Genomic DNA, 11736 nt, shown 5'->3' on the forward strand with positions numbered 1-11736 from the left:
ATGGAAAAAAGTCCACCATGAACACCATGAAATTCCCTTTTCCCCATTTCCCACTCCCTACTCCTGACTTTCAAGACTGTCAAAGACTAAGATCTATATCCTCATAGGAGTAATATCATTGAAGCAAGCCACATTGCATCAGTTAAGGGTCTTTGAAGCAGTCGCTCGGCACCACAGCTTTACACGAGCTGCAGAAGAACTGTTTCTCACCCAACCCACTGTCTCTATGCAGGTGAAGCAGCTAACCAAAGTTGTTGGTATGCCTCTGTTTGACCAGGTAGGTAAGCGAATCTACCTGACCCAGGTTGGTGAGGCACTAGTTAAAACCTGCCGCGATATCTTTGAGAATTTAGACCAGTTTGAGATGAAAGTGGCAGATCTCAAAGGTTTAAAACAGGGGCGTCTGCGCTTAGCAGTGATTACAACTGCGAAATATTTTATTCCTCGTTTACTAGGTCCGTTTTGCCAGCGTTATCCAGGCATTGATATTTCTCTCCAAGTCACCAACCACGAATACATCCTTGGTCGTCTCAGTGAGAATCTAGATGACTTATACATTATGAGTCAGCTTCCGGAAAACCAGGAGACCTGCTATAAACCAGTGCAAGAAAACCCCCTGGTTGTGATCGCACGGGTCGATCATCCTCTAGCTCAGGAAAAAAATATCCCCCTTAAACGTCTAGCTCAAGAAACCTTTATTATGAGGGAGCCTGGTTCGGGAACACGCAAAGCTGTACAAAAACTATTCGATTACCACCAGATTTCACCAAAGGTGCGGCTGGATTTGGGGAGTAATGAGGCAATTAAGCAAGCGATCGCAGGGGGTTTAGGAATTTCTGTATTATCTCGTCATACCTTAGTTATGGAAGGGGTTAACTCTGAGCTGGTGGTTTTGGATGTAGAACACTTTCCGATCGAGCGTTACTGGTATGCTGTCTATCCGCGTAGCAAACAACTATCGATTGTTGCTGGTACTTTTCTAGATTATCTATTGACTTCAGAGCCACTGATTTGCCAAAAATAAGATTGGTCAATAGCTCAAGCAAACCAGCTGTATCCTCCTTTTGACGGAACAGCTGGCTATTGTGCTTTTGTGCAAAGCTACTATTGCTCAATTCGTTGACGCGCGATTTATTAAGATTTATTCAAATAATTTTGAGCTTGCTTGATAGCGATCGCACCAATATTGTAAACTACCCAGCCTATTGCCAAGACTAAAGGCAATAAGACTATTAATAGACGTAAATCCATGGTTCTAGTGTCCTGTTCTATAAAACGTGAACATCGCGGACAAAAACGTCACAACGATGCCTGTTTACTTCCTGTTTCAACTAGGACTGTCGGCAGCACCCTATCCACAGGCTTCAAATCGGCTGGAACCCAACCTAATATTGAAATTGAATTTGAGGTGACAACTTTGTTGCTCTACTCCGTTATTTTCGGGAGATTTAAAACTGATGGCTTTACTCAGTTACCTTTTCACAGGCTACCCACTCTTGTAGAAGATGATCTGGATGTCAAGCCTAATACTGTTATTGCTTGGTTATTGCATAGGCTAATTTTACCACATTCCCAGAGGAGTTTTGTTGAAAACATGCGTAAAGTTACGCATGCGTTACGCTAATCATGTACTAGATTGCTACTGCCGCGTTTTTCCGTGTTTTTACGAAAAAATTTGGGTAATCGCGCCCCGTCCTTATAGGACGGCTTTTTTTGAAAACAATTACCTTGACAGTTTGTACTAGGTATGCTAGCCTCAAAATCTAAACAATAGACTAAAAAACTAGATAAATACTATCTAACCATAAGTAGGCAACGTAAAAAATATGTATCAGATACATATTGCGTAATTTAGTCTAGCGATGCAGCGCGGTCTTGGGGGTTTCCCCCATGAGCGACTGCATCAAGACAACGACTTAAACGTCTATGAAAAATTTAGATAAAAAAAGTATCTATCTATATAAAAAAAAGATCTAAAAAAAAGGTACGGTGGGGTTAGAAGTTACCGTAAGAAGAGTGGAGCCTTTATAGTTAGTCGGCTATGAGTCAAAAGTTTTAACCTTTTTGATTAAGGCTCCACTCTTCTAAGGTTTCGTTTCCGGCACACCGGAACCTGGATCATTGATCAATCACGCTCATGGAGAATTGTCCTCTACTCTCCCTGACTCCGGTTTGGGTGAGCAAGACAGCTCGCTGTTCGCGTAGCGTGGCCATAGGCCAAGTGAGAATCCCCGTCCATAAGCGGGCGGGGAGTGTCAAAATGGATACCGTAACATTCTACCAAGATACCGTCGAAAAAATTCTCAAAGACTATGCGGCTATCCCATACAGTTATGGTGATATTAAGCAGTATGTCATTATTGATGCCGAGCGTACTCATTTCCTACTGTTTAACGAAGGATGGAAGGGCAAAAAAAGAGTCCATGGGGTTGTCACCCATGTTGAGATTCGTCAGAGCAAACTCTGGATTCATTATGATGGCATCGAAGACGGCATTACCGATGAACTAGTTGCGGCGGGTGTGCCAAAGGATCATATTGTCCTCGCGTTTCATCCTCCCCATTTACGTCAACATACTGGATATGCGATCGCATAACCCAAATCACAAATATAGCAATTATCATAGCTATGAGGTACACAATTTCTGGATTTTAGGGAACAGGGAACAGGGAACAGGGAACAGGGAACAGGGAATAGCGATGCGCTGGATCAAGACAGGGAATCAAAGTCAAAGAATACTGTACCTCATAACTGCGAGAAACGCTATAAACCGAGGAATAAGACAATTCTCAAAAAAGTGCGATCGCATCAGCGCTAACCAGTCAGTCCGCAACTTGATGCGATCGCATCCCATAGTTATTCAAGTAAGAAGTCAGTAGTAGGGTGCGTTCATAACCCACCCATCCCATTAACAATTCCCTCTTCTTTCTTCCCTACTCCCTACTCCCTACTCCCTACTCCCTGGTTCCTGTTCCCGACTCCCGACTCCCTCCTGTTCCCGACTCCCGACTCCCGACTCCCGACTCCCTAAAATCCTAACCCAATCGAGATTCAATAATAGCGATCGCATTAGCAATGCCATCTTCATCGCGGATTTGTTTCCCCAACGCTTCAGCATTTTGCCGAATGGTCTGGTTTGTCGTCACTTCGCGGATAGCAGTAGCCAGCTTCTCGGCAGTCAATGTCTTCTGGGGAATCGGTTTACTGCCGACACCAAGGGCATGAACACGCTCGCCCCAAAAGGGTTGGTCCCCAAAAAAGGGACAAATGATAGTGGGACGACCTGCCCGTAAGCCAGCAGCAGTAGTCCCAGCCCCACCATGATGCACCACTGCGGCCATACGGGGGAAAAGCCAATCGTGGGGAGCGCTGTCAATTTTTAAAATGCTGTCGGGCAAGTCACCCACTGCCAACCCACCCCAACCGGTAGCAATAATCCCCCGCACATTGGCTTGCTGTAACCCTTCAATCACAATTTCCGTCAGCCGCTGGGGATCTCGTCCAGCCATACTGCCAAAACCCACATAAACCGGAGGATTACCAGCATCAAGGAAATCCTGTAACTCAGCCGGTGGTTGCCATGTATCTTGTTGGTCTAGAAACCAGTAGCCGGTTGCTACCACACTCTCAGGCCAGTCCGTAGCTTGATCGGAGACAAACTTACTGTAACAATATAAAACCGGAATCTGTTCACCCGTCGTGGTACGCAGAATATTAAAATTGCCGGGTTGGGGTGGCAAATCATGGTTAGCTCGCCACTCTTTAACAGGTTTGCCTGCTGAAAACTCCATTAATCGATTGACGAAGCGATAGGTCAGTTTGTTATACCAGCCCCCTAAAGGCCATTTCGGGAAGCCCATGTTAGGAAATTCAGCGGTAGGCACCAGCATCGGCAAGGGAACCGCCATGATCACGGGAATGCCCAATTTTTCCGCAAAATGAGGGCCCCCATAGGTTTTGGGGTGGAAGATGATCAGATCAGGGTTGGCTTGTTGTGCGGAATTCCAAGTATCCTTAAGCATCATCCGTTGCATGGGAGCAACTTGTTTAGATAACTTGCGAGTGAGTTTGATGATTTCCCAGAGGTTGGTCGTATTTTCCATGGCATCGCGACCTTGATCTGAATTCATCAACTTCATCATCTCATCGGTCATATAGCCATAACTTAAGCCATGCTCCCTGATGAATAATTCAAAACTGGCACTGGTACAGACTGTGACGGTATGTCCTGCTGCTTTTAAACCTTTGCCCAATGCCACATAGGGCTGGACATCGCCACGGGAACCGAGAGTTAGGATAAATATATGCATAGGTTCAGAGACTTCTTTGCTGAAGTCGGAAGGAAAAGCCGAGATCGGCATAAGGTTACCTGAATCAATTGTGATATTTTTGTTCCCTGTTCCCTACTCTCGTCTTGATGCAGCGCGGTCATGGGGGTTTCGCCCATGACCGTAATGGTGCGTTCTTACCATTAAGAATTAAATTCGCCACGGGTCGCACCTCTGCATCGCTACTGCCTGTTCCCTGTTCCCTGTTCCCTTTTCCGTCTTTTCTTTGCCATACCCACTCGACAACGCTCGCTGTGCTCCTTGATCACCCAAGTTGGTTCACCGTACCTGATGTAACGGCCATCATAGGGTTCTTGACACATGGAGTCGAGAGTTTTACAAGTGACATTATCGCCGTCGCTGGCACAGACAAAATTTTGGAGGTGTTGTTGGGCCAGTTCCAGAGCTTCAATCACCACATTTTGCCGAATCAATTTCCGGGTCATGGACAAGATTGGAGCAGATACATAGCCATTAGGGTCGGCCTCAGCTTCGGAACGATATTGTTGGCACACAACTTCCGTCATAGGCAATCCATCACCATCGCAAAGTGCCATGCGCCGGTGCCTGGTATTGAAGACAATGGGCTGTTCTTGGATGTCACTGTCTTGGCTCTCAGAGGTGGTGCGAATAGAAACTGCTGCGTTAACAACACCGAGGTCTTCCAATTCATCTTTGTCAACCGGTCCGGCGTGTCCGGTAACTGCAATGGAGACCATCGCCCGACTATTTTTCAAAGCACCAGCAGCCATTTGTCGAGCTGTGGTTTCTGTATAAACATCGCCTTTTTTGACCCCGAGCATCTTGCGCTTAGCATCACTATCATAGGTAGAAAATCCACCGTAGGTGTAAGAGCCATAGAGGGGAATGTTGACAATTGTGGAAATAATCATGCCACTGGTCAAAGACTCCGCTGTGACAACATTGAGCTGCCGTGCCTTAATTTCTTTCAAAAAGCTTTCAGCTTTGTCATTCATCAGAGGAGTGTAATCAATGGACATATAATCTACTGTAGTGCAACCATTGTCCATGTAAAGTAACCCTCGTAAGCAGGTTTGAGCTGAGTCGCTGGTATCAGCCATTGCTACTTGCACACCAAGCAGAAAGGGTAAAATTAGCGAGACCAGTACCATCAAAACCTTATTTTTCGACATTTTCGACTGTCTTTCTCCAAACGATAGATGAATTGACTTTGATTACACTATCAATTCTTGGGTTGTATCAGCTGGTCTTTATGTGAAGTACCCCAACCTGCTTGACCTTTGGTCACGCGGGGCGCGTTCGCTGATGTTGGGGCTTCCCATTCTCAGGTCAGTTCAGGGACGGTCTTATTCGTCTTTTGGGCTTCCCGCTTCATCCGCCGACGCCTCTACCAGAGGCGCGCGCCTGCTGGAATTGGTCTTACTCAGCGTCCACAGGCAGACATCCGCCTTCCGCAGACGTATAGTTTTTTTTTCGACAGACTCACCTTGGAATTACGACTCTATGGTCAACCAGCCGGGGCAAGTCTCTTCCCGGAGACGAAACCTTAGAATAAGGCAGCCTTAATCATAAAGTTTTAACCCTTTTACCCATAGCCGACCAACCATAAAGGCTGCCTTATTCTTGCGGTAACTTCTGACCCTGAGCTGGAGCTAGTACTTTGTAGACCTAATGGTCTTAAAACTGATAGGATATCAGACCATTTGTAAGGTAGCCTTTTAGTCAGTCAGGCGGGTCAGCAACCAACTTTATTATAACACAAATTATTGTAATTTGTCGTCTCGCTATCCATCCCCACCCGTCGCAGGGTTGGGGAATTCCGCGAGTTGTGTTAAATTTAATGGTTTTGACAGCAAGGGAGTAGGGAGTAGGGAGTAGGGGGAGAGGGGTTGACGTTTTTTTTATAACTGAATAATTTTTAAGTTAAATGCACAACAGTTTAAGTACTAAAGAAGCACAATAATTAATAAAAACGTAAGCATTCAGCTATCAGTTATCAGCTATCAGCTTTGGAATAAAATCAGCTTATGCGCGTAGCGTGAGCCTTTGGCTGACGGCTGACGACTGACGGCTGAATGCTTACAAAACTCTTGATGTTCCTTACTGGCCAAGCCAGCTTGCNAACCCTTAAAATAAGGCAGCCTTAATCATAAAGTTTTAACCCTTTTACCCATAGCCGACCAACCATAAAGGCTGCCTTATTCTTGCGGTAACTTCTGACCCTGAGCTGGAGCTAGTACTTTGTAGACCTAATGGTCTTAAAACTGATAGGATATCAGACCATTTGTAAGGTAGCCTTTTAGTCAGTCAGGCGGGTCAGCAACCAACTTTATTATAACACAAATTATTGTAATTTGTCGTCTCGCTATCCATCCCCACCCGTCGCAGGGTTGGGGAATTCCGCGAGTTGTGTTAAATTTAATGGTTTTGACAGCAAGGGAGTAGGGAGTAGGGAGTAGGGGGAGAGGGGTTGACGTTTTTTTTATAACTGAATAATTTTTAAGTTAAATGCACAACAGTTTAAGTACTAAAGAAGCACAATAATTAATAAAAACGTAAGCATTCAGCTATCAGTTATCAGCTATCAGCTTTGGAATAAAATCAGCTTATGCGCGTAGCGTGAGCCTTTGGCTGACGGCTGACGACTGACGGCTGAATGCTTACAAAACTCTTGATGTTCCTTACTGGCCAAGCCAGCTTGCAAGGTTGTCATCACCTTCACCATATCTTCCGCCAAAAGTGCCGAAACTGCTAACCATAATCCCGGAAAAATTTGGCTGCGGATAATTCCTTCTTGATCAGCTACAAGAGAAACATAGTCTCCGTCTTGCCAAGAAAACCAATCAAAACGCTGGTCAATTACCTGCCAAACCAGATATTCTTTTACTCCATTGCGACGATAAACTCGTTTTTTATCCCGGAGGTCAATGGAAGCAGTACTTGCTGCAATTTCTGCCACTAGTTCTGGTGCGCCCTCAATATAACCATCATCGTCCAGGCGACTTTGGCCACCACAATTGCTATCAATCAGTAAAACCACATCAGGTTGGGGTTCATTATCCAGATCCAGCCGCACTGTAGGGTTATCACCTAATCTTACACCAGGAGTCGCAATCTTATAATTGCCCAACCACACTAGTAAATTAGCATGGGGCTCAGCTTGGGGTTCAAACCGTAAGGAGGATCCCATATAAACAATTCCTTCAATTAGTTCTGCTTTTTTGAGATGGGGCATGGCTTGATAACGCCGCTCAAATTCTCCACGAGAGAGCAGGTCTCCATTTTCTAGGACTGGAAGAGTTCTCTGTCTGTTACTAGTGGGAGCACTCATAACTTTTCTACTGTTTCCTGATGGGTTTGTAATCAAGTTATTAGTTATTAGTTATAGCAGTTTTAAATTGGGTGAGGTACATTTTTTAGGGAGCAGGGAGCAGGGAGTAGGGAGTAGGGAGTAGGGAGTAAGGAGTAGGGAGCAGGGCTGTTTGAGTAAAACGTAAGCATATGCGCTACGCGCACGCTACGCGAACAGCTGAATGCTGACAGCTGTCAGTTGTTCGCTTAAAATAAATCTGGGGAAAAGTTTTGCTTAGCGATGCGCTACGGGCAGCCAAATGCGATTGGCCTATGGCCTCAGCTTCCGCGCTTATGCGATCGCAAAGCGTGGCCTATGGCCTCAGCTTCCGCGCTTATGCGTTCGCGTAGCGTGGCCTATGGCCAATCGCATTTGAATTGGGATGTTGGTTTTTGCTGGAGTAATTCCAACGCAACGGTCAAAGTTGGCTTCAGCTACGACAACCTATCCCTGGATGTCTGTTAGTAACAGCCTTTTTTTTAACTGTCCGGCAAAAGAAGTCCCACATCTCTATGCGCAGGATGAGTGCTTAAAGTTACCGTAAGATAGTGGAGCTTTTATGGTTAGTCGGTTATGCGCAAAAGGGTTAAATCTTTTGTAATAAAGCTCCACTATCTAAGGTTTCGTCTCCAGGGATGAATTTTGCACAGGGTCTCTAGGATCAGGGAAGCGAGCTATCAAACTTCTCAGTAATTCGGATGGAGTCATCCCCCTCCTGTCAGCTTCTTGTTTTAGTTGCTGTTTTTCAAAGCTGGTTAACCTGATCACAAATCTTTGATCTTTCATTTTAGTGTTGACACTTGTTACAATATAGGCGATCCTAATAATAGGTCGAAAAACAGGATATGGCAACAATGATATCAGCTTATCAGTACCGACTAAGATTAACTAAAAAACAGGAATCAGAAATCGAAAAGTGGTTAGATATGTTGCGCCACCAGTACAACTATTTACTTGCTGAGAGATTTAGTTGGTACGAGCAGAATCGTTGTTCCATTAACTCTTGTCCTTTGGTATGTCATCTACCAGAATTAAAAAATAATCCCGATTACTTTTCACAGCAAAATTCTCTGCCTCAGTTAAAGAAAGACAGACCCTGGTACAAGGTAGTTCAGTCTCAAGTTTTGCAGAACTGTGTCAAGAGAGTCGATCTAGCTTTTAAGCGTTTCCTGAAGGGCGATAGTAACGGTAAAAAAAGCGGGAGACCTAGATTTAAAGGGAAGAACAGATACAAATCTTTTACGTTTCCCTCTCTTGGCAAAAATCCTATAAGTGGCAATATACTGACTCTTCCCAAATTTGGGAAAGTCAAAATGATTTTCCATAGACCTATCCCAAAAGGTTTTCAAATTAAGACAGCCACCATAACTCGAAAGGCTGACGGGTACTATGTTACGTTATCCATTCAAGATGATTCTGTGCCGGATATTATCCCAGTAGATAGCGTCTCTAGTCCTGTTGGGATAGACATGGGTCTCAAGTCTTTCCTGGTCAAGTCTGATGGTTCAGAGGTACCAATCCCTCAATACTATCGGAAAGCTCAAAAGCGACTAAAAAAGATCCAAAAAGCTGTCAGTAGATCCAAAAAAGGAAGCAACAATCGGAAAAAAGCTGTAAACAAACTAGGGAAAGCTCATAAAAAGGTTGCTGACACTCGAAAAGATTTTCATTTTAAAACTGCTAAAAGCTTACTAGACAACCATGACTTAGTTGCTCATGAAAAGTTGAATATAAAAGGTTTGGCTAAAACTAAAATAGCCAAATCTATTCTTGATGCTGGGTGGGGTCAATTTTTGTCTATCTTGTCAAACAAAGCCGTTCGCGTAGCGTGGCCTACGGCCATAAATGCTGGTTTGATTACAGTTGCAGTGAATCCCCGTAATACTAGTCAAAACTGTTCTAATTGCGGAACGAAAGTACCCAAAAAGTTGAAAGATCGCATTCATTGTTGTCCTCACTGTGGGTACACGGAAGACCGAGATGTAAATGCGGCGATCAATATATTGAAATTGGCGGTGGGGCATCCCGTCAGAAGTAAAGCTTCCAGAGTATCCGAACCGATAGGTGGAGTTGGGAAGAAGCCCACACTGTAATCTACGATTCAGTGTGGGAGTATGTCACTAAACAGAACTAGGCAGGGTTTATTAAGAATTATCTGAGGGGGTGACATGCAAGCTAAAATCCTTATTGGGTAATACTTTCAGCCGATATGTTACAAAAAGATACATACTAGTTTGGCCTGACCTTGGACGTAGTTATAAGGGTTTTAGCTTCTAGAACATCATTCCTAGGGTCAATTGCCCAGTTTAGTTTATCTTTGCTAAGATAAACTGGCATCAAAGCATTATCTAGTAAGCTTTTAAGGGCTCATGTCACCCCCTCAGAAGAATTATTTACAGTTGCTTGACAAGAATTGTTGCTCATAGTCACTGACTTCAAGTAAACTTCCCGACTCCCGACTCCCGACTCCCTATTTCCTATTATGACTTCGGAGCAGGGAAAAGTGCTGCTTTGCTTGACAACAACGATAGAAAAACATCAGCCATTTTTGGAAACTTGTATTACTGGATTCAACACTTATGGGAATAGAGAATATAGAGATGAGTCATCAGTCAATCGGTATTACTTCTCTTGGTTACTATTTACCAACTGGAAGAATGACTAGTTTGGAAATGTCCCAGCTTTCTAATACTCCGGAAAATGTCTTTATTGAAAAAATCGGCATCTTTCAAAAGTGCGTAGTCACTGATGATGAGCAACCCTCAGAAATGGGAACCAAAGCGGCATTGTCTGCTATAGATAATGCCGGGATTAGAGCTAGTGATATCGATCTTATTGTTTACTGTGGTGTAGGGGATTATGATTATCGACTATGGTCACCGGCTGCTAAGATCCAATCTGAAATAGGAGCTGATCAAGCTTTTGCTTTTGAGGTCAGAAACTTCTGTAATAGCGGCAATCTAGGGATAGATATATGCCGTAATATGTTAATAGCAAACACTGAGTTTACCTATGGGTTAGTTGTTTGTAGTGACAGATTATCAAGTCTTGTGGACTACTCTAATCAAGATAGTTTATCCACATTTATGTTTGCCGATGGTGCTACTGCTGCCATTCTGAAGAAAGGAGAAACTAGTAACCAAATTTTGGCTTATCACGCGGTTACTGATTCAGAAGCTGTGGACTGTTTTAAAATTCCACTAGGGGGAACTAGGCTACCTTTTCATTCTGACAATGTAGACCAAAGCTTAAATTATATGCAAGTTGCTGACCGTGAAAAGCTAGAAAAAATTATTTCAGAAGTTTACCTGGAGACTTATAAAAAAGTAATTTTTAAATCCCTACAAAAAAGCTCATACACTATCAATGATGTAGATTTTATCTTTACTAATCAAGGAAAAAAAAGCCTATTAATAAAAATTTTTTCCTGGTTGGGCTTGACCCTAGAACAAACATTTATCTCTCTTCCTGAACATGGAAACTTAGGGGCTAGTGATACGTTACTTGGCCTCTGCAAAAGTAGAGAAGAGGGTAAGATTAAACCCGGGAATTTGGTAGTGCTAGCAAGTAGCGCTGCTGGCTTTTCCTGGGGGGCTTTGACTATTAAATTTTAAATCCATGTACCTGGAAAAAAGCAGAGTAATCAAAAAGTAAGCATATGCGCTACGGGCACGCTACTTGAGGTGCCGTCAGTTGTCAGCTGTCAGTTGTCAGCTTAAAATAAACCTGGTTTCCATGGCAAAGTTTTGCTTAGCGATGCGCTACGGGCAGCCAAATGCGATTGGCCTATGGCCTCAGCTTCCGCGCTTATGCGATCGCAAAGCGTGGCCTATGGCCTCAGCTTCCGCGCTTATGCGTTCGCGTAGCGTGGCCTATGGCCAATCGCGTTTCCATTGGGATGTTGGTTTTTGCTCGGGTAATTCCAACGCAACGGTTAAAGTGGGCTTCAGCTACGACAACCTATCCCTGGATGTCTGTCGATAACAGTCTGTATGTTAATAAACACAATAAAGCAGGGTTTATTAATAATTATTTCCAGTTTCTTGACAAACAATAACAAGCGTTTATTATAAT

14 protein-coding genes are annotated in these 11736 nt (G+C 43.9%); 8 read left to right on the plus strand and 6 right to left on the minus strand.

All coding sequences use genetic code 11. The features are described 5' to 3' along the window. Window positions 1-118: 118 nt before the first annotated feature. Window positions 119-1024 carry a LysR family transcriptional regulator gene (locus BJP37_RS04585; protein ID WP_075896845.1) on the plus strand — a complete coding sequence of 302 codons (906 nt, stop codon included), beginning with the start codon at window positions 119-121 and terminating at the stop codon, window positions 1022-1024. Window positions 1025-1134: 110 nt separating this feature from the next. Here BJP37_RS04585 and BJP37_RS04590 read toward each other — a convergent pair whose 3' ends face one another. Beyond that, entirely contained in the window at window positions 1135-1251 is a 117-nt protein-coding gene (locus BJP37_RS04590; RefSeq protein ID WP_075896847.1) for a photosystem II protein Y, read from the minus strand. Between BJP37_RS04590 and BJP37_RS04595 the strand changes: the two genes are divergently transcribed. Next, a complete protein-coding gene (locus BJP37_RS04595; protein ID WP_075896849.1) occupies window positions 1250-1624 on the plus strand; it encodes a hypothetical protein in 375 nt (124 codons plus the stop codon). The two genes, BJP37_RS04590 and BJP37_RS04595, sit on opposite strands and share 2 nt — an antisense overlap. Before the next feature lie 494 nt (window positions 1625-2118). Here the strand turns inward: BJP37_RS04595 and BJP37_RS38480 are convergent, their stop codons facing one another. Beyond that, window positions 2119-2259 (minus strand): hypothetical protein, encoded by a 141-nt coding sequence (locus BJP37_RS38480; RefSeq protein ID WP_158069418.1) that lies wholly within the window; start codon window positions 2257-2259, stop codon window positions 2119-2121. 1 nt (window position 2260) lies between these two features. On the opposite strand from BJP37_RS38480, the gene BJP37_RS04600 reads away from it, so the two are divergent. Then, the gene (locus BJP37_RS04600; protein ID WP_075905753.1) at window positions 2261-2596 is read left to right on the plus strand and encodes a XisI protein; all 336 of its coding nucleotides are present in this window, start codon (window positions 2261-2263) and stop codon (window positions 2594-2596) included. Further along, window positions 2583-2879, plus strand: coding sequence for a hypothetical protein (locus BJP37_RS35630; protein ID WP_143727467.1), 297 nt, complete (start codon window positions 2583-2585; stop codon window positions 2877-2879). The genes BJP37_RS04600 and BJP37_RS35630 overlap by 14 nt, the downstream gene beginning before the upstream one ends. 68 nt (window positions 2880-2947) lie before the next feature. Here the strand turns inward: BJP37_RS35630 and BJP37_RS43260 are convergent, their stop codons facing one another. From BJP37_RS43260 to BJP37_RS04620, 4 genes are all read right to left on the minus strand, one after another. After that, window positions 2948-3070 (minus strand): hypothetical protein, encoded by a 123-nt coding sequence (locus BJP37_RS43260; protein WP_269086945.1) that lies wholly within the window; start codon window positions 3068-3070, stop codon window positions 2948-2950. Further along, complete coding sequence (locus BJP37_RS04610; RefSeq protein ID WP_075905755.1) at window positions 3036-4310, minus strand: glycosyltransferase; 1275 nt, start codon at window positions 4308-4310, stop codon at window positions 3036-3038. Before BJP37_RS04610 ends, BJP37_RS43260 begins: the two co-directional genes overlap by 35 nt. Before the next feature lie 200 nt (window positions 4311-4510). Continuing rightward, window positions 4511-5482: a CinA family protein gene (locus BJP37_RS04615; RefSeq protein ID WP_075896851.1), complete on the minus strand. Its 972-nt coding sequence runs from the start codon at window positions 5480-5482 to the stop codon at window positions 4511-4513. A 1412-nt stretch (window positions 5483-6894) separates the two neighbouring features. Continuing rightward, window positions 6895-7641 carry a Uma2 family endonuclease gene (locus BJP37_RS04620; RefSeq protein WP_075896853.1) on the minus strand — a complete coding sequence of 249 codons (747 nt, stop codon included), beginning with the start codon at window positions 7639-7641 and terminating at the stop codon, window positions 6895-6897. Window positions 7642-7902: 261 nt separating this feature from the next. Here BJP37_RS04620 and BJP37_RS35635 point away from each other — a divergent pair, with 261 nt between their 5' ends. The 4 genes from BJP37_RS35635 to BJP37_RS04640 all read left to right on the plus strand — a co-directional run bounded on the left by BJP37_RS35635 (window position 7903) and on the right by BJP37_RS04640 (window position 11719). Further along, a complete protein-coding gene (locus tag BJP37_RS35635; protein WP_143727468.1) occupies window positions 7903-8127 on the plus strand; it encodes a hypothetical protein in 225 nt (74 codons plus the stop codon). Between the two features lie 389 nt (window positions 8128-8516). Then, window positions 8517-9755, plus strand: coding sequence for an RNA-guided endonuclease InsQ/TnpB family protein (locus BJP37_RS04630; RefSeq protein ID WP_075896855.1), 1239 nt, complete (start codon window positions 8517-8519; stop codon window positions 9753-9755). A gap of 507 nt (window positions 9756-10262) precedes the next feature. Next, window positions 10263-11276 carry a 3-oxoacyl-[acyl-carrier-protein] synthase III C-terminal domain-containing protein gene (locus BJP37_RS04635; protein WP_198953957.1) on the plus strand — a complete coding sequence of 338 codons (1014 nt, stop codon included), beginning with the start codon at window positions 10263-10265 and terminating at the stop codon, window positions 11274-11276. Between the two features lie 161 nt (window positions 11277-11437). Further along, complete coding sequence (locus BJP37_RS04640; protein WP_075896859.1) at window positions 11438-11719, plus strand: hypothetical protein; 282 nt, start codon at window positions 11438-11440, stop codon at window positions 11717-11719. Window positions 11720-11736 lie beyond the last annotated feature (17 nt).

The organism is Moorena bouillonii PNG (assembly GCF_001942495.1).
Classification (GTDB): domain Bacteria; phylum Cyanobacteriota; class Cyanobacteriia; order Cyanobacteriales; family Coleofasciculaceae; genus Moorena; species Moorena bouillonii.

Bases quoted from the DNA above. Each gene is read 5' to 3' on its own strand.
- BJP37_RS04595 (WP_075896849.1), top strand. From the start codon at position 1,250: ATGGTTCTAGTGTCCTGTTCTATAAAACGTGAACATCGCGGACAAAAA.
- BJP37_RS04590 (WP_075896847.1), bottom strand. From the start codon at position 1,251: ATGGATTTACGTCTATTAATAGTCTTATTGCCTTTAGTCTTGGCAATA.
- BJP37_RS04600 (WP_075905753.1), top strand. From the start codon at position 2,261: ATGGATACCGTAACATTCTACCAAGATACCGTCGAAAAAATTCTCAAA.
- BJP37_RS35630 (WP_143727467.1), top strand. From the start codon at position 2,583: ATGCGATCGCATAACCCAAATCACAAATATAGCAATTATCATAGCTAT.
- BJP37_RS43260 (WP_269086945.1), bottom strand. From the start codon at position 3,070: ATGCGATCGCTATTATTGAATCTCGATTGGGTTAGGATTTTAGGGAGT.
- BJP37_RS04610 (WP_075905755.1), bottom strand. From the start codon at position 4,310: ATGCATATATTTATCCTAACTCTCGGTTCCCGTGGCGATGTCCAGCCC.
- BJP37_RS04615 (WP_075896851.1), bottom strand. From the start codon at position 5,482: ATGTCGAAAAATAAGGTTTTGATGGTACTGGTCTCGCTAATTTTACCC.
- BJP37_RS04620 (WP_075896853.1), bottom strand. From the start codon at position 7,641: ATGAGTGCTCCCACTAGTAACAGACAGAGAACTCTTCCAGTCCTAGAA.
- BJP37_RS35635 (WP_143727468.1), top strand. From the start codon at position 7,903: ATGCGCTACGGGCAGCCAAATGCGATTGGCCTATGGCCTCAGCTTCCG.
- BJP37_RS04630 (WP_075896855.1), top strand. From the start codon at position 8,517: ATGATATCAGCTTATCAGTACCGACTAAGATTAACTAAAAAACAGGAA.
- BJP37_RS04635 (WP_198953957.1), top strand. From the start codon at position 10,263: ATGAGTCATCAGTCAATCGGTATTACTTCTCTTGGTTACTATTTACCA.
- BJP37_RS04640 (WP_075896859.1), top strand. From the start codon at position 11,438: ATGCGATTGGCCTATGGCCTCAGCTTCCGCGCTTATGCGATCGCAAAG.